This window comes from Aquabacterium sp. (assembly GCF_050725395.1).
Classification (GTDB): Bacteria; Pseudomonadota; Gammaproteobacteria; order Burkholderiales; family Burkholderiaceae_C; genus Aquabacterium.
Window position 1 is genome coordinate 55858 of record NZ_JBOHHL010000018.1, and the last position, 21208, is coordinate 77065.

General features: G+C 63.4%; 20 protein-coding genes and 2 tRNA genes. 20 read left to right on the top strand and 2 right to left on the bottom strand.

Annotated features, from left to right (window positions below; all coding sequences use genetic code 11):
• The first annotated feature begins 45 nt into the window (after positions 1–45).
• On the top strand, positions 46–1413 hold the full coding sequence (locus tag ACREB4_RS12635; RefSeq protein ID WP_431588578.1) for an adenylosuccinate synthase: 1368 nt from the start codon (positions 46–48) through the stop codon (positions 1411–1413).
• A 59-nt stretch (positions 1414–1472) separates the two neighbouring features.
• On the top strand, positions 1473–1994 hold the full coding sequence (locus ACREB4_RS12640) for a phosphoribosyltransferase (RefSeq protein ID WP_431588579.1): 522 nt from the start codon (positions 1473–1475) through the stop codon (positions 1992–1994).
• Positions 1995–2139: 145 nt separating this feature from the next.
• On the opposite strand, the gene ACREB4_RS12645 is transcribed toward ACREB4_RS12640, so the two are convergent.
• Positions 2140–2224, bottom strand: a tRNA-Leu gene (locus ACREB4_RS12645).
• Positions 2225–2268: 44 nt separating this feature from the next.
• Positions 2269–2353: transfer RNA gene (locus ACREB4_RS12650), tRNA-Leu, on the bottom strand.
• A 126-nt stretch (positions 2354–2479) separates the two neighbouring features.
• On the opposite strand from ACREB4_RS12650, the gene rnr reads away from it, so the two are divergent.
• The 18 genes from rnr (at position 2480) to ACREB4_RS12740 (ending at position 21148) form a co-directional block, all read left to right on the top strand.
• Positions 2480–4792 carry a ribonuclease R gene (gene rnr, locus ACREB4_RS12655; RefSeq protein ID WP_431588580.1) on the top strand — a complete coding sequence of 771 codons (2313 nt, stop codon included), beginning with the start codon at positions 2480–2482 and terminating at the stop codon, positions 4790–4792.
• Positions 4793–5025: 233 nt separating this feature from the next.
• Positions 5026–5775 (top strand): 30S ribosomal protein S2, encoded by a 750-nt coding sequence (gene rpsB / locus ACREB4_RS12660; protein ID WP_431588581.1) that lies wholly within the window; start codon positions 5026–5028, stop codon positions 5773–5775.
• A gap of 76 nt (positions 5776–5851) precedes the next feature.
• The gene (gene tsf / locus ACREB4_RS12665; RefSeq protein WP_431588582.1) at positions 5852–6748 is read left to right on the top strand and encodes a translation elongation factor Ts; all 897 of its coding nucleotides are present in this window, start codon (positions 5852–5854) and stop codon (positions 6746–6748) included.
• A gap of 97 nt (positions 6749–6845) precedes the next feature.
• Entirely contained in the window at positions 6846–7556 is a 711-nt protein-coding gene (gene pyrH, locus ACREB4_RS12670; protein ID WP_431588583.1) for a UMP kinase, read from the top strand.
• A gap of 13 nt (positions 7557–7569) precedes the next feature.
• Complete coding sequence (frr, locus tag ACREB4_RS12675; protein WP_431588584.1) at positions 7570–8130, top strand: ribosome recycling factor; 561 nt, start codon at positions 7570–7572, stop codon at positions 8128–8130.
• A gap of 67 nt (positions 8131–8197) precedes the next feature.
• Positions 8198–8989 carry a polyprenyl diphosphate synthase gene (uppS, locus tag ACREB4_RS12680; protein WP_431588585.1) on the top strand — a complete coding sequence of 264 codons (792 nt, stop codon included), beginning with the start codon at positions 8198–8200 and terminating at the stop codon, positions 8987–8989.
• Between the two features lie 2 nt (positions 8990–8991).
• A complete protein-coding gene (locus ACREB4_RS12685) occupies positions 8992–9918 on the top strand; it encodes a phosphatidate cytidylyltransferase (protein ID WP_431588586.1) in 927 nt (308 codons plus the stop codon).
• Positions 9911–11128, top strand: a complete 1218-nt coding sequence (gene ispC, locus ACREB4_RS12690) for a 1-deoxy-D-xylulose-5-phosphate reductoisomerase (RefSeq protein WP_431588587.1) — start codon at positions 9911–9913, stop codon at positions 11126–11128. The genes ACREB4_RS12685 and ispC overlap by 8 nt, the downstream gene beginning before the upstream one ends.
• A gap of 17 nt (positions 11129–11145) precedes the next feature.
• Positions 11146–12555: an RIP metalloprotease RseP gene (gene rseP / locus ACREB4_RS12695; RefSeq protein WP_431588588.1), complete on the top strand. Its 1410-nt coding sequence runs from the start codon at positions 11146–11148 to the stop codon at positions 12553–12555.
• A 7-nt stretch (positions 12556–12562) separates the two neighbouring features.
• Complete coding sequence (bamA, locus tag ACREB4_RS12700; RefSeq protein WP_431588589.1) at positions 12563–14869, top strand: outer membrane protein assembly factor BamA; 2307 nt, start codon at positions 12563–12565, stop codon at positions 14867–14869.
• 2 nt (positions 14870–14871) lie between these two features.
• Positions 14872–15381 carry an OmpH family outer membrane protein gene (locus ACREB4_RS12705; RefSeq protein WP_431588590.1) on the top strand — a complete coding sequence of 170 codons (510 nt, stop codon included), beginning with the start codon at positions 14872–14874 and terminating at the stop codon, positions 15379–15381.
• 32 nt (positions 15382–15413) lie between these two features.
• Positions 15414–16469 carry a UDP-3-O-(3-hydroxymyristoyl)glucosamine N-acyltransferase gene (gene lpxD, locus ACREB4_RS12710; protein ID WP_431588604.1) on the top strand — a complete coding sequence of 352 codons (1056 nt, stop codon included), beginning with the start codon at positions 15414–15416 and terminating at the stop codon, positions 16467–16469.
• Complete coding sequence (fabZ, locus tag ACREB4_RS12715) at positions 16447–16884, top strand: 3-hydroxyacyl-ACP dehydratase FabZ (protein ID WP_431588605.1); 438 nt, start codon at positions 16447–16449, stop codon at positions 16882–16884. Before lpxD ends, fabZ begins: the two co-directional genes overlap by 23 nt.
• A gap of 14 nt (positions 16885–16898) precedes the next feature.
• Complete coding sequence (lpxA, locus tag ACREB4_RS12720; RefSeq protein WP_431588591.1) at positions 16899–17687, top strand: acyl-ACP--UDP-N-acetylglucosamine O-acyltransferase; 789 nt, start codon at positions 16899–16901, stop codon at positions 17685–17687.
• Between the two features lie 25 nt (positions 17688–17712).
• Positions 17713–18888, top strand: coding sequence for a lipid-A-disaccharide synthase (gene lpxB, locus ACREB4_RS12725; protein ID WP_431588592.1), 1176 nt, complete (start codon positions 17713–17715; stop codon positions 18886–18888).
• Positions 18866–19492: a ribonuclease HII gene (gene rnhB / locus ACREB4_RS12730; protein WP_431588593.1), complete on the top strand. Its 627-nt coding sequence runs from the start codon at positions 18866–18868 to the stop codon at positions 19490–19492. The genes lpxB and rnhB overlap by 23 nt, the downstream gene beginning before the upstream one ends.
• Positions 19493–19499: 7 nt before the next feature.
• Positions 19500–20342: a TrmH family RNA methyltransferase gene (locus ACREB4_RS12735; RefSeq protein WP_431588594.1), complete on the top strand. Its 843-nt coding sequence runs from the start codon at positions 19500–19502 to the stop codon at positions 20340–20342.
• A gap of 107 nt (positions 20343–20449) precedes the next feature.
• Positions 20450–21148 (top strand): Bax inhibitor-1/YccA family protein, encoded by a 699-nt coding sequence (locus ACREB4_RS12740; RefSeq protein ID WP_431588595.1) that lies wholly within the window; start codon positions 20450–20452, stop codon positions 21146–21148.
• Positions 21149–21208 lie beyond the last annotated feature (60 nt).

A 21208-nucleotide genomic window follows, 5' to 3' on the forward strand; every position in this document is an offset into this window, starting at 1 on the left:
ACGCTCCGATACCCCCGGTTTTTTTTGGAATTACAGGATTCAGTCATGCAAAGCTCAACCGCGCCGGCTCGTCCCCGCACTGCATCAACCGGCCGCAATGTCGTCGTCGTCGGCACCCAATGGGGTGACGAAGGCAAGGGCAAGGTCGTCGACTGGCTCACCGACCATGCCGCGGGCGTGGTGCGTTTTCAAGGTGGCCACAATGCCGGCCACACCCTGGTCATCAACGGCAAGAAAACCGCCTTGCAACTGATTCCCTCGGGCATCATGCGCGACGGTGTGGCCTGCTACATCGGCAACGGCGTGGTGGTCGATCCGGCCCACTTGCTGCTTGAGATCGAGCGCCTGGAAGCCGCTGGCCTGAACGTGCGCTCGCGCCTGTTCATCAGCGAGTCCTGCCCATTGATCCTGCCTTTCCACGTGGCGGTCGACAAGGCCCGCGAGCTGCTGCGCGAATCCAGCGGCAACGGCAAGATCGGCACCACCGGCAAGGGCATCGGCCCGGCCTACGAAGACAAGGTGGCGCGACGTGCCTTGCGCGTGCAAGACCTCAAGCACCCCGAGCGTTTCGCCAAGAAGCTGCGCGAGCTGATCGAGTTGCACAACTTCGCGCTGACCGGCTACCTCAAGGGCGAAGCCCTCGAATTCCAGCCCATCTACGACAGCGCCATGAAGGCGGCCGAACAGATCGTGCCCATGCTGGCCGACGTCGGCGTGCGCCTGCACGACACCAACGTCAAGGGTGGCAGCATTTTGTTCGAAGGTGCCCAAGGCACCTTGCTGGACATCGACCACGGCACCTATCCCTACGTCACCTCCAGCAACTGCGTGGCCGGCAATGCCGCAGCAGGTTCGGGCGTCGGCCCCGACAAGCTGCACTACATCCTGGGCATCACCAAGGCCTACACCACGCGCGTGGGCAGCGGCCCGTTCCCGACCGAACTCGAGTGGGAAAAGGAAGGCACCGTCGGCTACCACCTGTCCACCGTGGGCCAGGAGCGTGGCACCGTCACTGGCCGTGCTCGCCGTTGTGGCTGGCTGGACGCCGCCGCGCTCAAGCGTTCGGTGCTGATCAACGGCATCTCGGGTCTGTGCATCACCAAGCTGGATGTCCTCGACGGCCTCGATGAAATCAAGGTCTGCACCGGCTACCAGCTCAACGGCCAACGTGTGGACATCCTGCCGCTGGACGCCGATGAGATCATCGCCTGCGAGCCCATCTACGAAAGCTTTCCCGGTTGGGAAGGCACGACCTTCGGCATCACCGAGTGGGACAAGCTGCCCGCCAACGCTCGCGCTTACCTCGAGCGCGTGCAGGGCTTCATCGGCGCGCCGATCGACATGGTGTCCACGGGCCCCGACCGTGACCACACCATCCTGCTTCGTCATCCCTACAAAGATGGCGCGCTCTGAAGCGCAAGCCCCCCATGGCACCCATTCCCAGCATTCGAGATCACGAGATAGGAGACCCCATGCTCACCGATGACGGCAAGCACTTGTACGTGTCTTGGGAGGAATACCACCATCTCACCGAGCGCCTGGCGCTGCAGGTGCACCAGTCCGGTTGGGCGTTCGACCAGATCCTGTGCCTGGCGCGTGGCGGCTTGCGTCCTGGTGACGTGCTGTCGCGCATCTTCGACCGGCCTTTGGGCATCATGGCGACCAGCTCCTACCGTGACGATGGCGGCACCTTGCAAGGCCGCCTGGACATGGCCCAGTACATCACCATGCCCAAGGGCGAATTGGCCGGCCGCGTGCTGCTGGTCGATGACCTGGCCGATTCGGGCGTGACCTTGCGGGCCGTGGTCGATCGCCTGCGCAGCATGCCGGCGATCACCGAATTGAAGTCGGCCGTGTTGTGGGTCAAGGGCGTGTCCAGTTACACCCCGGACTTCTATGTCGAGACCTTGCCCACCAGCCCGTGGATTCACCAGCCCTTCGAGGACTACGACACCTTGCGGCCCGATGCCTTGCTCAAGCGTTTTTCTGTTTGAGTGACGGGCTTTTCGCTTCGGTGCGGTGTTCACGAAAGGCAACAGGCGCGCGGTCTGTTGCCTTTTTTCTTGCGCCCGGATTTGTTTGATCTGCGGCGACAAGAAAAAAGCCGCATGATGTTATTCATGCGGCTTTCTTTGAATTTGGTGCCCAGGAGAGGACTCGAACCTCCACGGAGTTACCCGCTAGTACCTGAAACTAGTGCGTCTACCAATTCCGCCACCTGGGCAGGTGATCAATCTCTTCGATCTCTTCTCAACAAACCGCAGCATCTGGTGCCCAGGAGAGGACTCGAACCTCCACGGAGTTACCCGCTAGTACCTGAAACTAGTGCGTCTACCAATTCCGCCACCTGGGCCAGAAATCTGCAGTTGCCTTCGCGTTCAAGTGCCGGAAATATGTTTCTGGCATCAATCGCGAAGAACGACATTCTAGCATCAAAATAAGACATATGACAACTCAAACACAACATTTCGTGAGCCTGATGAGCGAAATCGTCGGGACTGTGCATGGTCACCGTGATGGCCACGGTTTCGTGACCACCGACGACGGCGAGTCCACGATCTACATCCCCCCGCAGGAAATGCGCAGCGTGATGCACCGAGACCGCGTCAAAGTGCGTGTGCTGCGCATGGACCGCAAGGGGCGCCCTGAAGGCCAGGTCCTGGAAATCCTGGAGCGCCGCAAGACGCCGATCATTGGTCGCCTGCTCCATGAAGGCGGCGCCTGGGTCGTCGCGCCCGAAGACCGCCGCTTCGGGCAGGACATCCTGATTCCCGCCAAGGGCATCGCCAATGCCGAGCCGGGGCAGGTGGTCTCGGTCGAGCTGACCGAAGTGCCTTCGCTGCACGCGCAGCCCGTGGGCCGTGTGATCGAAGTGCTGGGGGGCATCGACGATCCCGGCATGGAGATCGAGATCGCGGTGCGCAAGTACGAAGTGCCGCACCGCTTCAGCGACGATGTGCTGGCCCAGGCGGCCAAGCTGCCTGAAAAGCTGCGTCCCGCCGACAAGAAGAACCGCATCGACCTCACCGATGTGCCGCTGGTCACCATCGATGGCGAAGACGCCCGCGACTTCGACGATGCCGTCTACTGCGAGCCCGCCAAGATCGGCCGCAGCAAGGGGCCGAACGGCTGGCGCCTGCTGGTGGCCATCGCCGACGTGAGCCACTATGTCAAGCCTGGCGAGCCGTTGGACCGCGATGCGTATGAGCGCGCCACCTCGGTGTACTTCCCGCGCCGGGTGATCCCCATGCTGCCGGAGAAGCTCTCCAATGGTCTGTGCTCGCTCAACCCCGAGGTCGAGCGCCTGTCCATGGTCTGCGACATGCTGGTCACGGCCGAGGGCGAGGTCCATGCCTACCAGTTCTACCCGGCGGTGATCTGCTCGCACGCCCGCTTCACCTACACCGAAGTGGCGGCCATCCTGGGCAACACGCGCGGCCCCGAGGCGCAGCGCCGGGCCGAACTGGTCCCGCACCTGCTGGACCTGCACGAGGTGTACCGGGCGCTTCTCAAATCGCGCGCAGTGCGTGGCGCGGTTGATTTCGAAACGACCGAAACCCAGATCGTGTGCGATGACAATGGCCGCATCGCCAAGATCGTGCCCCGTGTGCGCACCGAGGCGCACAAGCTGATCGAAGAGGCCATGCTGGCGGCCAATGTCTGTTCGGCCGATTTCATCTCGCGCGCCAAGCAGCCCTCGTTGTACCGGGTTCACGAAGGTCCGACGCCTGAAAAGCGCACGCTGCTCAAGAATTACCTGAAGGCATTGGGCCTGGGGCTGAGCATCAGTGACGAGCCCACGCCCGGCGAGTTCCAGGCACTGGCGCATGCCAGCAAGGACCGTCCCGACGCCCAGCAAATCCACACCATGCTGTTGCGCTCCATGCAGCAGGCCATCTACACGCCGATCAACAGCGGGCACTTTGGTTTGGCATACGAGGCCTACACCCATTTCACCAGCCCGATCCGGCGCTATCCCGACTTGCTGGTGCACCGCGTCATCAAGGCTTTGCTTGGCAGCGATCGCTACATCCTGAAGTTACCGCCGGTGCAGTCGTCGCCGAGTTATTTCAAGGGGCGCCCTGGTGCCAAGGGTGGGGCGGCACAGCCCGCCAAGGGGCTGCCGAAACCGCCGGTCAAGGTGGCCGCGCGCATCAAGTTGCCGCCCGAAGAAGCGGCAGCGTGGGAAACCGCCGGCATCCATTGCAGCTCCAATGAGCGCCGTGCCGACGAGGCGTCGCGCGACGTGGAGGCCTGGCTCAAGTGCATGTTCATGCGCGAACGGCTGGGCGAAGAATATGGCGGCACCGTCAGCACCGTGACCAGTTTTGGCCTGTTCATCCACCTGGATGGCCTGTACGTTGAAGGCCTGGTTCACATCACTGAACTGGGGGGGGAGTATTTCCGCTTCGATGAAGCGCGGCAGGAACTGCGTGGCGAGCGCAGCGGCCTGCGTTACGCCTCTGGCGCGCGGGTTCGTGTGCAGGTCAGCCGTGTCGATCTGGACAGCCGGAAAATCGACTTCCGCCTGGTGCGCGAAGGCGAGGATCTGGCGGCCGGTGGCGGAGGAGGGGGTGGGCGCAAGCGCCACCGTGCCGGAGATCCCGCCGGGCGTGCGCCCGTCGTGTCGGCTCAGGAAGAGCTGGCCGATGTGCAACGTTCCGACCGCGAAACCAAGCGTTCCGCCAAGCGAGCTGCGGGCGGCGGCAAGCCAGCCGGCGCGGCATCGGGCAAGGGCGGCAAGGCCGCGCCGAAGGGGCCGGTGGGTCGCAAGACCCCGCGCAAGCGTTGAGCGGGCGCTGACTTTCCGCTGGCTTGCATTGCGGCAGGTGTTCAAGGCACCTCTGCCGTGCTATAATCCGCGGGTTTGTCCGAAATGGTTCGGATGAACGCGGAAAATCCAACGCGGAAAACCCGCAAAAACTACCTCGCGAAGCCTTCAAACCTCAGGTGTCGCAGCAAATTGGCTTGATGCCCCCGCTGTGATTTTTGATGGCTTTAAGACCCAACCTCTGGAGTATTTTTATGGCAGTGTCCATGCGCGAAATGCTGGAAGCCGGTGTCCACTTCGGTCACCAAACCCGCTTCTGGAACCCCAAGATGGCCCCGTACATCTTCGGTCACCGCAACAAGATTCACATCATCAACCTCGAAAAGACGCTGCCCGCGTTCGAGGATGCCCTGAAGTTCATCCGTCAGCTGTCGGCTCGCCGCGGCACGATCATGATGATCGGCACCAAGCGCCAAGCCCGTGAATGGGTTTCGACCGAAGCGCAACGCGCTGGTGTTCCTTTCGTGGACCAACGCTGGTTGGGCGGCATGCTGACCAACTTCAAGACGGTCAAGGGTTCGCTCAAGAAGCTGAAGGACATGCAGGCTCAGATCGAGACCGGCGGCCTGGAGCAACTGAGCAAGAAGGAAGGTCTGCTGTTCCAACGCGACCTGGCCAAGCTCGAAAAAGACATCGGCGGCATCCAGGACATGAACGCTCTGCCTGACGCGCTGTTCGTGATCGACGTGGGTTACCACAAGATCGCCATCGCCGAAGCCAAGAAGCTGGGCATTCCCGTGATTGGCGTGGTTGACACCAACCACTCGCCCGAAGGCATCGACTACGTCATTCCTGGCAACGACGACTCCTCCAAGGCCGTGGCGATGTACGCCAAGGCCGTGGCTGATGCCGTGCTGGAAGGCCGTGCCAACGCCGTGAACGAAGTCGTTCAAGCCGTGGCCGCCGATGGCGACGAATTCGTGGAAGTCAACGAAGCAGCCTGATCGCTGCAGACTTGGCACCACAGGGGCTGATTCAGCCCCTTTTTCACAACAGATTTCAGATTTACGGAGAAAGCATATGCCCGCCATCACCGCCAGCATGGTTGCTGAACTGCGCGCCAAGACCGACGCTCCCATGATGGAGTGCAAGAAGGCCCTGACCGAAGCCGACGGCGACTTTGAAAAGGCTGAAGAACTGCTGCGCGTCAAGCTCGGCAGCAAGGCCGGCAAGGCCGCCTCGCGCGTCACCGCTGAAGGCGTGGTGTCCGCTGCCGTCGACGGCAGCACCGGCGCCCTGGTCGAGATCAACTGCGAAACCGACTTCGTGTCGAAGAACGACTCCTTCCTGGCTTTTGCCAAGTCGGTGGCCGAACTGATCGCCAAGCACAACCCGGCCGACGTGGCCGCCATTGGCGAGTTGGCCCTGTCGCAAGACGGTTTCGGCCCCACGGTCGAAGAAGTCCGCAAGGGCCTGATCGGCAAGATCGGCGAGAACATGTCGATCCGCCGCTTCAAGCGCTACAGCGGTGGTGGCAACCTGGCCGCCTACCTGCACGGCGTGCGCATCGGCGTGCTGGTCGAGTTCGACGGTGACGCTGTCGCCGCCAAGGACGTGGCCATGCACATCGCTGCCATGAAGCCTGTGTCGCTGTCCTCCAGCGACGTGCCCGCCAACCTGATCGAGACCGAGCGCAGCGTCGCCACGGCCAAGGCTGCCGAATCTGGCAAGCCCGCTGACATCGCTGCCAAGATGATCGAAGGCGCGGTTCAGAAGTACCTGAAGGAAGTCTCGCTGCTGAACCAGGTCTTCGTGAAGGCCGCCGACGGCAAGCAAACCGTCGAGCAGCACCTGAAGTCGGCCAACACGACCGTCAAGGGCTTCACGATGTACGTCGTGGGCGAAGGCATCGAGAAGAAGGTGGATGACTTCGCCGCCGAAGTGGCTGCCACCATGGCCGCCGCCAAGGGTCAGTAATCCTGACCCGACCGCGGGCTGCTTTCCCAGTTTTCAAGGAAACTTAAGCAGCCCGCCGTGACTCTCAAACCATAACAATGACCACAAGGACGTCTGCATGGCAGCCTACAAGCGCATCCTTCTGAAACTCTCCGGCGAGGCCCTGATGGGCGACGATGCCTTTGGCATCAACCGCGCGACCATCGTCCGCATGGTGCAAGAGATCCAGGAGGTGACGAAGCTGGGTTGCGAGGTGGCGGTGGTCATCGGTGGTGGCAACATCTTCCGCGGCGTCGCGGGCGGCTCGGTCGGCATGGACCGCGCCACCGCCGACTACATGGGCATGCTGGCCACCGTGATGAATTCGCTGGCCCTGGCCGACACCATGCGCCAGGAAGGCATGACCGCCCGCGTCATGTCGGCCATCAACATCGAGCAGGTCGTGGAGCCCTATGTGCGCCCCAAGGCCCTGCAGTACCTCGAAGAAGGCAAGGTCGTCATCTTTGCCGCCGGCACGGGCAACCCCTTCTTCACCACCGACACGGCCGCCGCTTTGCGCGGCGCCGAAATCGGTGCCGAGATCATGCTCAAGGCCACCAAGGTCGATGGCGTCTACACGGCCGATCCCAAGAAAGATCCCACGGCCACGCGCTACAGCACCATCACCTTCGACGAAGCCTTGATCAAGAATCTTCAAGTGCTGGACGCCACAGCGTTTGCGCTGTGCCGCGACCAGAATCTGCCCCTCAAGGTGTTTTCCATCTTCAAGCCCGGCGCCCTCAAGCGTGTGGTGATGGGCGAGGATGAAGGCACCCTGGTTCACGTGTGATCCGGAGCATTTCATGAGCATTGCCGACATCAAAAAATCCCTTGAGCAAAAGACGCTCAAAACCATCGACTCGTTCAAGAATGAACTGAGCAAGATTCGCACGGGCCGTGCCCACCCCGGCATCCTCGACCAGGTGCAGGTGGACTACTACGGTTCGCTGGTGCCCATCAGCCAGGTCGCCAACGTGACTTTGATCGATGCGCGCAACATCAGCGTGCAACCTTGGGAAAAGGGCATGGGTGCCAAGATCGAAAAGGCCATCCGCGAGTCCGACCTGGGCCTTAACCCGGCTTCGCAAGGCGATCTGATCCGCGTGCCGATGCCTGCCCTGACCGAAGAGCGCCGCAAGGACCTCATCAAGATCGTCAAGGGGCTGGCCGAAGATGCCAAGATTGCCGTGCGCAACCTGCGCCGCGATGCCAACGAGCAGGCCAAGCGTTTGCTCAAGGACAAGGAAATCACCGAAGACGATGACCGTCGCTCGCAGGATGACATCCAGAAGCTGACCGACCGCACGATCGTCGAGATCGATCGTTTGGTTCAAGGCAAAGAAGCCGAGATCCTGGCGGTTTGATCGGCTTTTCATTGATCTCGATGCAGTCTGAGGCGGTTTGACCGCCTCAATCTGTTTTGGAGCCAGCATGGCCAAGCGAAATCTTCCCGTTCCGTCACCGGCCCCGCGCCACGTCGCCATCGTCATGGACGGCAATGGCCGTTGGGCCCGCAAGCGCCTCATGCCGCGGGGTGTGGGCCACAAGGCTGGCGTCGACGCCCTGATTTCTGTGGTGCAGGCCTGTGCCGACCGCGGCATCGAGTACCTCACGGTGTTCGCCTTCTCGTCCGAAAACTGGAAGCGGCCTGAAGAAGAAGTGTCGGGCCTGATGAGCCTCCTGCTGGTGGCCTTGTCCAAGCACATCGTCAAGCTCAAGGCCGATGGCGTGCGCATCCGCGTGGCGGGTGACCTGAGCACCGTGGCCGAGAAAATCCGCAACGCCTTGCTGGACGCCGAAGCCCGCACCAAGGACAACAGCCGCTTGACCTTGACGGTCGCTTTCAACTACGGTGGCCGCTGGGACATCGTCCAGGCTTGCCAGAAGGCCATGTTAGCGGGCGTGCCTGCCGACAAGCTGACCGAATCCGAGTTGTCGCGCTTCATGGCCATGGCCTACGCGCCCGATCCCGATCTGTTCATCCGCACCGGCGGAGAAGTTCGTTTGTCGAATTTCCTGCTGTGGCAAAGCGCTTACGCCGAGCTGTATTTCACCGATTGCCTGTGGCCTGACTTCGATGGCGCCGAGATCGACAAGGCCTTGACCGTGTTCGCGGCCCGGGAACGTCGTTTCGGCGATGTCGGGGCCTCGGGGCAAGGCGAGGGCGCTGTCGGCGGCGCGGTCGACAGCAACAACGACGAAACCACCGCAGAGAGGTCCTGAGCATGCTCAAGCAACGCGTGATCACCGCGCTGATCCTGATGGCCATCCTCCTGCCAGCCCTGGCGGCGCAGGCCTTGTGGCCGTTCGCGGCCTTGAGTCTCCTGTTCGTCAGCGCCGCGGGCTGGGAGTGGGCCCGCTTGAACGGCTGGCCGGGCGTCCGGGCCTGGTTGATGGGCCTGGCCGTGGCGCTGGTGGGCTTGGCCGTGGCGCAGGCGGTCCACCTGGACCCCTGGGGGCTGGCGCAGCCCTCAACGGGGGGCGTGGTGGCGTCCCATGTCCACTCGCCAGGGCATGCCCTGGCCGGGTTCACCGTGCCGCCTGAGGTCTGGTGGGTCACCGGTGTGGTCTGGGTGCTGGGTGGGGCCTGGGCCTTGCGCGTGGGCACCCGCCACTGGAAGTCCTTGCCCAGCCTCTTTCGTGGCTTGCTCGGGCTGGGCGTGCTGGTGATGGCCTGGTTGGCCCTGACTGAAAGCAAGGCGCAAGGCCTCAATTTCCTGCTGTCCGTTTTTTGCCTGGTGTGGGCGGCCGACATCGGTGCCTACTTTGGCGGCCGCGCTTTCGGGCGGCGCAAGCTGGCGATCAGCATCAGTCCTGGCAAGAGCTGGGAAGGCGTCTGGTCGGGCATGCTGGCGGTCTTGCTTTTGTCGGTGATCTGGATCGCGGTGGACCGCAACTGGTCCGTGGATTCGCCCAGCATGTACAGCCACCTGCTGTCAGGCCTGGGGCCGGTGGGCCTGGTGCTGGGCATTGTTTTCCTGGTGGGCATGAGCGTGGTGGGCGACCTGTTCGAATCCCTGATCAAGCGCCAGGCAGGCGCCAAGGACAGCAGCCAGTTGCTGCCTGGCCATGGTGGCGTCCTGGACCGCATCGATGCCTTGTTGCCGGTGCTGCCTCTGGTGCTGGCCTTGATGTCCCTGTGCCATGGTTGATTCGTCGTCCTCCGTGTCGAACGTGAATCGACAAAGGCTGTGTGTGCTCGGTTCCACCGGGTCGATCGGCAGCAACACGCTCGATGTGGTTGGTCGGCATCCCGGGCGCTTTGAAATCTTCGCCCTGAGCGGTGGGCGCCGGGTGGACGAATTGCTGGCGCAGTGCGTGCAATGGCGGCCCCGTTTCGCCGTCATGCCCCGCGAAGAAGAAGCCCAGCGCCTTCGCCAAGGGCTGGTGCTCGCGGGTTTGTCCACCGAAGTGCTCAGCGGTGAGCAGGCGCTGTGCGACATCGCCTCCCATCCTGAGGTGGATGTCGTGATGGCCGCCATTGTTGGTGCGGCCGGTTTGGCGCCTTGCCTGGCCGCGGCTCGTTCGGGCAAGCGGCTTTTGCTGGCCAACAAGGAAGCGCTGGTTGTCGGCGGGGCCTTGTTCATGAGCGCCGTGGCCGAAGGCGGCGCGACCTTGCTGCCCATCGACAGCGAGCATTCGGCCATTTTCCAGTGCCTGCCTGAAGACGTCGGGACCTGGGCCGAGCGCATCGACCACATCGTGCTGACGGCCTCGGGTGGCCCCTTCCGGCAGCGCGATCCCGCCACCCTGCGCGATGTCACGCCCGACCAGGCCTGCGCGCACCCCAATTGGGTGATGGGCCGCAAGATTTCGGTCGATTCCGCCACCATGATGAACAAGGCGCTGGAGGTGATCGAGGCGCGCTGGCTGTTCGGCCTCACGCCCGAACGCATCAAGGTGGTGCTGCACCCCCAAAGCATCATCCACTCGATGGTGGTCTGCCGTGACCGTTCGGTCCTGGCGCAATTGGGCACGCCCGACATGCGCGTCCCCATCGCTTATGGCCTGTCCTGGCCCAACCGGATCGAATCCGGGGCTGATTTACTCGACTTTACGCGCCTGTCCGCCTTGACCTTCGAAGAGGCCGACGCGCGTCGGTATCCGGGCCTGCAACTCGCCTGGGACACCCTCAATGGCCCTGCAGGCAGCACCTGCGTGCTCAACGCGGCCAACGAGGTCGCGGTCGATGCTTTCCTCACCGGGCGCATCCGCTTTGACCAGATTCATGCGGTCAACGCGCAAAGTCTGGTCGATTGCGCGGTAGAGTCCGGCTGCTGCGACAGCGTCGACGGTTTGCTGGCGCTGGACGCCAAGGCCAGGCGCATCGCCCAGAACATCTCGTCTGGCTTGAGCCGCTGATTCAAAGGAGCCTTGCCATGTTGGTAACGGTATTGGCATTTTTAGTGACCATTGGTGTGCTGGTGGTCATCCATGAATACGGGCACTACCGTGCGGCGCTGGCGTGCGACGTCAAGGTGCTGCGCTTCTCCGTGGGCTTTGGGCGGGTGCTGTGGCGCCGCATGCATGGCGACACCGAGTTCGTGGTGTCGGCCTTGCCTTTGGGCGGCTACGTGAAGATGCTGGACGAGCGCGAAGGCGTGGTTCCGCCTGCTGAGTTGAGCCGCGCCTTCAACCGCAAGACGCTCTGGCAGCGCGCTTTCATCGTGGCGGCGGGCCCCGCGGCCAACCTGCTGCTGGCCGTGGTGCTGTACGCCGCGGTCAATTGGGCCGGCGTTCAGGAGCTGCGGCCCTGGATGGCCCAGCCCAAGGCGGAAAGCCTGGCCGACCAAGCGGGTTTGCAGGCGCGCGATGAAGTGCTGGCGGTGGCCGAAATCGGTGGCGGTGTCGCCGAATCGGCCGACGATGGCTGGCAGGCCATTCGTTCTATGAGCGATCTGCAGTGGCGTTTCACGCAGGCCGCCATGGCGGGGCATGATCTGCGCTTGCAGGTCCGGCAAAACGCAACGGGCGGCGATGAGCCTGCCCAGCATGGTGTGCGCACCCTGACCTTGCCGCTGAGCCGCGTCGCGGCGGCCGAGGTCGATGCCCATCTGCTGGACCGCCTTGGGTTGATGGGCCCGTATGTGGAGCCTGTGATTGCGCAGGCCATCGCGGGTGGTCCGGCTGAACGTGCCGGCTTGAAGGCCAACGACCGGGTCCTGCAAGTCAATGGACGGGTGCCCACGGATGCCGCGCAATTGCGGCAATTCATCGGCGCCAGCCACGATGGTGGCCAGGTCAAGCCCATCCAGTTGAAGGTGCTGCGCGCCGGTCAGACGCTGGACATCACGGTGACGCCGTCCATGAAGGACGTCGAGGGCAAGCAGCTTGCCCGCATCGAGGCGGGCATCGGTTCGCCACCCGCGATGGTGGAGGTGCGCTACGGCCCGCTCGAAGGGCTGACGCTGGCTTTGAACCGCACCTGGGACGTGTCACGCATGAGCCTGGAAATGCTGGGCAAGATGGTGGTGGGGCAGGCTTCGCTCAAGAACCTCAGCGGGCCCCTGACCATTGCGGATTACGCGGGGCGGTCGGCCGAGCTCGGTTGGGTACATTACCTGGGTTTCCTGGCCCTGGTCAGCGTCAGTCTGGGCGTGCTCAATCTGCTGCCGCTGCCGGTCCTGGATGGCGGGCACCTCATGTATTATCTTTTTGAAGGACTCACCGGCCGGCCCATCTCAGAAGTGTGGCTGGAACGGTTGCAACGCGGTGGCGTGGCCGTCATGCTCACGATGATGTCACTTGCCCTCTACAACGATTTGGCCCGCATCCTGGGCTCGCACTGATCTTTGCATGCAATTCCCTTCCAAGACTGTCCATCGGTTCAAACCGACCCTGGCCGCCGCGCTCGTTGCCGTGTCCATGTTCCACACCGCCGCTTTCGCGGTGGAGCCCTTCGTGCTCAAGGACATTCGCGTCGAGGGCCTGCAACGCGCTGATGCGGGCACGGTGTTCGCCTCTCTGCCTTTCCGGGTGGGCGACACCTACACCGATGACAAGGGTTCGGCCGGCTTGCGTTCCCTGTTCGCCACGGGCCTGTTCAAGGACGTGCGCATCCAGATCGATGGCAGCGTGGTCGTGGTGGTCGTCGAAGAGCGTCCCGTCATCGCCAAGGTCGAGTTCGTGGGCACCAAGGAGTTCGACAAGGACAACCTGGTCAAGGCATTGAAGGACATCGGCATCGGCGAAGGCCAGCCTTTCGACCGCGCCCTGGCCGACCGCGCCGAAACCGAGTTGAAGCGCCAGTACCTGTCGCGCAGCCTGTACGGCATCGAGGTGGTGACCACCATCACCCCGGTCGACCGCAACCGCGTCAACGTCACCTTCAGCGTGACCGAAGGCGAAACCGCCAAGATCAAGAGCATCCGCATCACCGGCACCAAGGCCTTCTCCGAAAGCACCTTGCTGTCGCAGATGGACCTGACGACCGGTGGCTGGCTGACCTGGTACACCAAGTCCGACCAGTATGCGCGGGCCAAGCTCAATGCCGACCTCGAAACCATCAAGGCCTACTACCTCAACCGTGGTTACCTTGAGTTCAAGGTCGAGTCCACGCAGGTGGCCATCTCGCCCGACAAGCAGGACATCTCCATCGCCATCAACGTGACCGAGGGCCCGCTGTACACGGTCACCGGCGTGAAGCTGGAAGGCGACTACCTGGGCAAGGACGAAGTCTTCCGCTCGCTGGTGGCCGTCAAGCCCGGTGATGCCTACAAGGCCGAGGACATCGCCTCGACCACCAAGGCCTTCACGGACCGCTTCGCCGCTTTTGGCTATGCCTTCGCGCGCGTCGAGTTCCGTCCGGAACTGAACCGGGACAAGGGCACCGTGGTCGCCGTGTTCAATTCGCAGCCGCAGCGCCGCGTGTACGTGCGCCGTGTGAACGTGGCTGGCAACTCTCGCACGCGCGACGAGGTGATCCGCCGCGAATTCCGCCAGTTCGAATCAGCCTGGTACGACGGTCAGAAGATCAAGTTGTCGCGCGACCGCGTGGACCGCCTGGGCTACTTCAAGCAGGTGGGCATCGACACCGTCGAGGTGCCGGGCACGCAGGACCAGGTGGACTTGACCATCACGGTGGAAGAAAAACCCACTGGCAACCTGATGCTGGGCGCGGGTTTCTCCAGCGCCGAGAAGTTGTCACTGACCGGTTCGATCAAGCAGGACAACATCTTCGGCACGGGCAATTACCTGGGCATCGAGGTCAACACCAGCAAGTACAACCGCACGCTGGTGGTCAGCACGGTCGATCCCTATTTCACAGACAGCGGCATCTCGCGTTCGGTCGATGTGTTTTACCGCACCTCGCGGCCACTGAGCACGCAGGGTGGCGATTATGAAATCGTGACCCCCGGCGCGGCCATCCGCTTTGGCGTGCCTTTCACCGAATTCGACACCGTGTTCTTCGGCGTGGGCGCCGAGCAAACCTCGATCAAGGGTGACCTGGGCCTGCCGGACAACTACAAGCTTTACCGCCGCAATTTCGGCGAAAGCAGCCTGTCGATCCCGCTGACCGTGGGCTGGGCCCGCGATGCGCGCGACAGCACGATCGCCCCGTCGCAAGGCCGTTATCAGCGCGTCAACCTGGAATGGGGCGTGGCCGGTGACACGCGTTACCTGCGCAGCAATTACCAGTTCCAGCAGTATTTCGCGCTGACCAACCGGTTCACCTTTGGTTTCAATGCCGAATTGGGCTATGGCCTGGGTTTGTCGGGCAAAGAGTACCCGGTGTTCAAGAACTTCTACGGCGGCGGTCTGGGCACGGTGCGGGGCTTCGAGCAGAACTCGCTGGGCCCCATCGACAACAGCGGCGCCTACATCGGCGGCAACAAGCGCATCAACATCAACAACGAGTTGTATGTGCCATTCCCGGGGGCCGGCAATGACCGCACCCTGCGCTTGTTCGGCTACCTGGACGCTGGTAATGTCTGGGGTGACGACGAACCGGTCAAGCTGAGCGATTTCCGCGCTTCCATGGGCGTGGGCGTCAGCTGGGTCTCGCCCGTCGGGCCGCTGAAACTCAGCTACGGCCAGCCACTACGCAAGTTCGATGTGGATAAAATCCAGAAACTCCAGTTCCAGATCGGTACCGCATTCTGACCATGAAATCCGCCCTCAAGACCCTGATGGCCGCCACTTTGCTGGCGACCGCGGCTGCGGCCCATGCCCAGGAATTCAAGATTGGGTACGTCAACCTCGACCGTGTCCTGCGTGATGCGTCGCCGGCCAAGGCGGCTCAGGCCAAGCTGGAAGTCGAGTTCAGCCGACGCGAGAAGGAACTGACCGACACGGCTCAGCGCATCAAGTCGGCCTCCGACAAGTTCGAAAAAGACGCCCCGACGCTGGTCGAAGGCGAGCGCGGTCGCCGCCAGCGCGACCTGGTCGAACAAGACCGCGAATTCCAGCGCAAGCGCCGCGAGTTTCAAGAAGACCTGAACCAGCGCAAGAACGAAGAGTTGGCCTCCGTGCTCGACCGCGCCAATCGGGTCGTCAAGCAAATCTTCGATCAGGAAAAATACGACCTGATCGTTCAGGAAGCGGTCTTCGCCAGCCCGCGCGTGGACATCACCGACAAGGTGATCAAGTCCCTCAATAACGCTGTTGGCAAGTGAGCGGCACGGTCCAGCCGACCGGTCAGACGTCCATGGTGCAGCTCGGTCAGATCATCTCGGCACTGGGTGGCGAACTGGTGGGGCCGGCGGAGTTGCCCATCACCCAGATCGCGCCGATCGAGCAGGCGCAGTCTGACGCGATCACCTTCCTGGCCAATCCCAAATACCGCTCCAAACTGGCGGGCACCTCGGCCGGCTGCGTGATCGTGTCCGAGGCTTTGCGGGCCGAAGCGGTGGCGCGTGGCACGGCCATCGTGACGAGCGACCCCTACCTGTACTTTGCGCGCCTGACCCAGTGGTGGGTTCAACGCTTTCGTCCGCCAGCGCCCGCGGCCGTCCACCCCAGCGCGGTGATCGATCCCAGCGCGGTCCTGAGCGAGGGCGTCACCATCGGACCGTTGGCGGTGGTGGAGGGCGGGGCGGTCCTTGGACAAGGCGTGGTGATCGGGCCCCATTGTGTGGTCGGTCGAGGCAGCCGCCTCGGGGCAGGCACCCGTCTGGCGGCGCACGTCACCATCGGCTTCGATTGCAACATCGGTGAGCGCTGCATTTTTCACAGTGGCGTGGTGATCGGCGCGGATGGCTTCGGTTTCGCGCCAACGCCCGAGCGCCATTGGGAAAAGATCGAGCAACTGGGGGGCGTGCGCATCGGCAACGATGTCGAGGTGGGGGCCAATTCCTGCATCGACCGTGGCGCGCTGGGCGACACCATTCTTGAAGATGGGGTCAAGGTCGACAACCTGGTCCAGATCGGGCACAACGTCCACATCGGCGCGCATGCCGCCATGGCGGGTTGCGTCGGCATCGCGGGCAGTGCCGTCATCGCCGCGCACACCACCATTGGCGGTGCCGCCATGATTTCTGGCCACCTCACCCTGGCGGAAGGCGTGCACGTCTCGGCTGGCACGCTGGTGTCCCGGTCCATTCAAAAGCCGGGCTTGTACAGTGGCGTGTTCCCCTTCGATGACAATGCCTCGTGGGAAAAGAACGCTGCCACGCTGCGCAATCTGCATGCCCTTCGCGATCGCATTCGCGCCTTAGAAAAGCAACATAAAAATCATGACAATGGACATCCACAAGATTCTTGAGAAGCTCCCGCACCGCTACCCCATGCTCTTGGTGGACCGCGTGCTGGAGATCGAAAAGAACGTGAGCATCCGCGCGGTCAAGAACGTGACCTTCAACGAGCCATTTTTCCAAGGCCATTTCCCAGGCCGTCCGGTGATGCCGGGCGTGATGATGCTGGAGGCGCTCGCGCAGGCCGCGGGCATCCTGGCCTTCGAGGGCATCGGCATCAGCGCCGACCAGAATTCCGTGTATTACTTCGTCGGCATCGACAACGCGCGTTTCAAGCGCCCGGTCGAACCTGGCGACCAGTTGATCCTGGACGTGAAGATCGACCGCCACCGGGCCGGCATCTACAAGTTCACCGCCAAGGGCTGGGTGGGCGAAGAGCTGGCCGTCGAGGCGCAATTGATGTGCACGCAACGCACGGTGCGTTGAGGCGGGGCAGCAGCATGGCAAGCATCCATCCCACGGCCGTTGTTGACCCCCAGGCGCAACTGGGCAGCACCGTCACGGTCGGGCCTTACACGGTCATTGGCCCCCACGTCCGCATCGACGAAGGCACCACCGTCGGTCCCCATTGCGTGATCGAAGGCCACACCACCATCGGCCGCGACAACCGCATCTACCAATTTGCGTCCCTGGGTGGCCACCCCCAGGACAAGAAATACGCCAACGAGCCCACCCAGCTGATCATCGGCGATCGCAACACCATCCGCGAATTCAGCACCTTCAACGTGGGCACCGCCCAGGACGAAGGCATCACGCGGCTGGGCCATGACAACTGGATGATGGCTTACACGCACCTGGCGCACGACTGCCAGGTGGGCAACCACACGATCTTCGCCAACAACGCGCACGTCGCGGGGCATGTGCAGGTGGGCGATTGGGCCATCCTGGGCGGCTTCACCTGCGTGCACCAGTTCGTCAAGATCGGTGCCCATGCGATGACCAGCATGGCCACGGCCCTGGGCCAGGACCTGCCGCCTTTCGTGATGGCCCAGGGCAACATGGCCGAGGCCCGCGGTCTCAACCTGGAAGGCCTGCGCCGCCGCGGGTTCAGTCCCGAACGGCTCAAGGCCGTCAAGGAAATGCACCGTGCGTTGTACCGCCAGGACCTGACCTTGGAAGAGGCCAAGGGCCGCATCGCCGAACTGGCCACCACCCACCCGGAAGCGCAGCAGGATGTCGATCTCATGATCGCTTTCCTGGCGGGCTCCACACGCGGCATCGTGCGCTGAGCACGGTCTTGTGGAAGCTGCGTCAATGAGTGGTGATTTCGCACCCAAGGTGGCCATGGTGGCCGGCGAGGTGTCTGGCGACCTGCTCGCCGGCTTGCTGCTGGGCGGACTGAAGGCGCGCTGGCCGAGCATGACCTCGGCGGGCATAGGCGGGCCCCGCATGGTGGCGCAGGGTTTCGACGCCTGGTGGCCGCACGAGAAGCTGGCGGTCTTCGGTTTCGTGGACGCGCTGAAGCACTACCGCGAACTGTCCGGCATCCGCCAGCAACTGGGGGACCGCCTGCTGGCGCAGCGCCCGGATGTGTTCATCGGCGTGGACGCCCCGGATTTCAACTTCGGCCTGGAAGCGCGGCTGAAGGCCCAGGGCGTCAAGACGGTTCATTTCGTCAGCCCCTCGATTTGGGCCTGGCGTGGCAACCGCCTCAACAAGATCGCCAAGTCGACCGACCACATGCTGTGCATGTTCCCCTTCGAGCCCGAGTTGTACGCGGCCAAGGGCATCCCGGCCACCTTCGTGGGTCACCCGCTGGCCGACACCATCCCGATGGAGCCGCCCTGCGAGGCCAGCCGGCGCAGCCTGGGCCTGCCGCTGGATGCGCCGGTGCTGGCGGTGCTGCCGGGCAGCCGCCGTTCCGAGATCCAGCACATCGCGCCGGCTTTCCTGCAGGCGGTGACCATCCTCAGCCACCAGCGCCCTGACATGCGTTTCGTGATGCCGGTGGTGCCCAGCCTGCGGGACATGGTGCTGCCTTTGGTCAACCGGTACGCGCCCAATGCCAATGTCCAGGTGCTGGAAGGCCGCTCGCACGAAGTGCTGGCCGCTTGCGACGTGACCCTGATCGCCAGTGGCACGGCGACCTTGGAAGCCGCGCTGTTCAAGCGCCCCATGGTGATCGCCTACCGCCTCAGTGGCCTGAGCTGGCAGCTGATGAAGCGCATGCGTTACCAGCCCTGGGTGGGCCTGCCGAATGTCCTTTTGAAGGACTTCGTGGTGCCCGAGCGGCTGCAGGATGCCGCCACGCCAGAGCAGTTGGCCACCGACGTGCTGCACTGGCTGGACCATCCCGCCAAGGTGCTGGAGGTGCGCGAACGTTTCACCGCGCTGCACCACGCCCTGCGGCGCGACACCGCACGTTGTGCAAGCGATGCCATCGCGCAGATCGTGGAGGATGGTCGCCATGGCCAGATCAAAACCCATTGAACCGCAGCAGTTGGGCTTGCAATGGCAAGTGCCCGCCTTGATGGCGGGTGTCGACGAGGCTGGACGTGGCCCGCTGGCGGGTCCGGTGGTGGCCGCCGCGGTCATCCTGGACGACCAGAATCCGATCAAGGGCCTGGCTGACTCCAAGAAGCTCACGGCCCGCCAGCGCGAGCGCCTGTTCGACGAAATCCGGGCCAAAGCCCTGTGCTGCTGCATTGCCGAGGCCACGGTCGAGGAGATCGACGAGCTCAACATCTTGCACGCCACCATGCTGGCCATGAAGCGGGCGGTCGAAGGCCTGCGCCTCAAGCCGGGGCTGGTCCTGGTCGATGGCAACCGGATTCCCGTGCTGAAGGTGCCGGCCGAGGCCATCGTCAAGGGCGATGACAAGGTTCAGGCCATTTCGGCGGCCTCGATCCTGGCCAAGGTGCACCGTGATCGCCTGTGCCTGCAACTGCACGAAGCGCACCCCCAATATGGGTTCGACGGCCACAAGGGCTACCCCACGGCGGAACACCTGGCCGCGCTGCGCGAGCATGGCGCCATCGCGGCCCATCGCCGCAGTTTCGCGCCGGTTCGCGCCGTGCTGGGCCTGGACTTTTGAGCGCCTGATGCCTGCCGTCGTTCAATTGATCACCTCCCGTGACAACCCGCTGGTGCAGCGGCTGCGCAAGCTGGCCCAGGACCCCAACGCCTACCGCAAGTTGGGCGAGGTCTGGCTGGAGGGCGACCACCTGTGCTCGGCTTACCTGGCTCGCGGCAAGAAGGCGCCCGTCGCCGTGATCGCCGACTCCGCCTGGCTGGGCGAGCATGGCCTGGGCCATGGGGGCGATCCGTTGGTCTACCAGTTGACCACCTTGGCGCGGCAGGCCGACAAGGTCGTCGTGTTGCCCGAGGCGATCTGGAAAGTGTTCACCGGCCTGGAATCCCCGGCCCGCTTGGGTTTCCTGGTCTCCGCGCCTTTGGTGGGCGATGACGGCGCCACGGCGCCTGTGTTGCGCCCCGGTGTGCCCACCGTGGTGCTGGACCGGGTGCAGGACGCGGGCAATGTCGGCAGCATTTTGCGCAGTGCCTCGGCCTTGGGGGTGGCGCAGGTGGTGGCCATGAAGGGCACGGCCGCCTTGTGGTCGCCCAAGGTGCTGCGGGCGGGCATGGGCGCCCACTTTGGACTGCACCTGGTGGAACAGGCCCTGCCCGAACAGCTGATCCATCTGCAGTTGCCCCTGGTGGCCACCAGTTCCCACGCCGACCATGAGCTGCCGCGCGCGCCATTGCCCGAGCCCTGCGCCTGGGTGCTGGGCCACGAAGGGCAGGGTGTCGGAGCGGACATCATGGCGCAATGCCTGCACACGGTGTCGATTCCCCAGCCGGGTGGCGAAGAATCGCTGAACGTGGCGGCGGCGGCGGCGGTGTGCCTGTACGAGTCCTTGCGCCGTCGTTTGGGTGGCATTTAATCCTCGATCCTGTGATGGTTATTTGCGCTCTCAGCCCGTCGCGCGGCAGGGCCCTAGAATCAAAGTGTGTTCCCGGAAATGGAACCTGACTTTTTTGGAGAGGTAGCATGGACCAATCGTTGAAACCCCTTGATGTTGCTTACAGCGGTGCCTTTGGCGTCGCCGAGCGTCAACGCGTGCTGCGCAACACCTACGCCTTGCTGGCCCTGTCCATGATCCCGACGGTGCTGGGCGCCTGGCTGGGTGTGGCCATGAATTTCAGCCTGTTCGCGGGCAATCCGATGATCGGCTTCGTGGCCTTCATGGCGATCGCTTTCGGCTTCTTCTATGGCATTGAGAAGTTCAAGCATTCCGGCGTGGGCGTGTTGCTGCTGCTGGGCTTCACCTTTTTCATGGGCCTGATGCTGTCGCGCCTGATCGGCGCGGTGCTGGGCTTTTCCAATGGCGTGCAGCTGATCTCCCTGGCCTTTGGCGGCACGGGCCTGGTGTTCGTGGGCATGGCCACCTTGGCCAGCACGATGAAGCGCGACATCTCCAGCCTGGGCAAATGGCTGTTCATGGGCGTGATCGTGCTGCTGCTGGCTGGCGTGGCCAACATCTGGCTGCAACTCCCGGCCTTGATGCTGACGGTGTCCGTGATGGCCGTGGTGATCTTCTCGGCCTTCATGCTGTACGACCTCAAGCGCATCGTCGATGGCGGCGAGACCAACTACGTGTCGGCCACCTTGGCGATCTACCTGGATGTCTACAACGTGTTCCAGTCGCTGCTAAGCATCCTCGGCTTCGTGGGCGGCGACCGGGACTGATCCCGCGCTGGTCTTTCTTCATCGCTTGTCGACAAAGGCCCTGCGGGGCCTTTGTCGTTC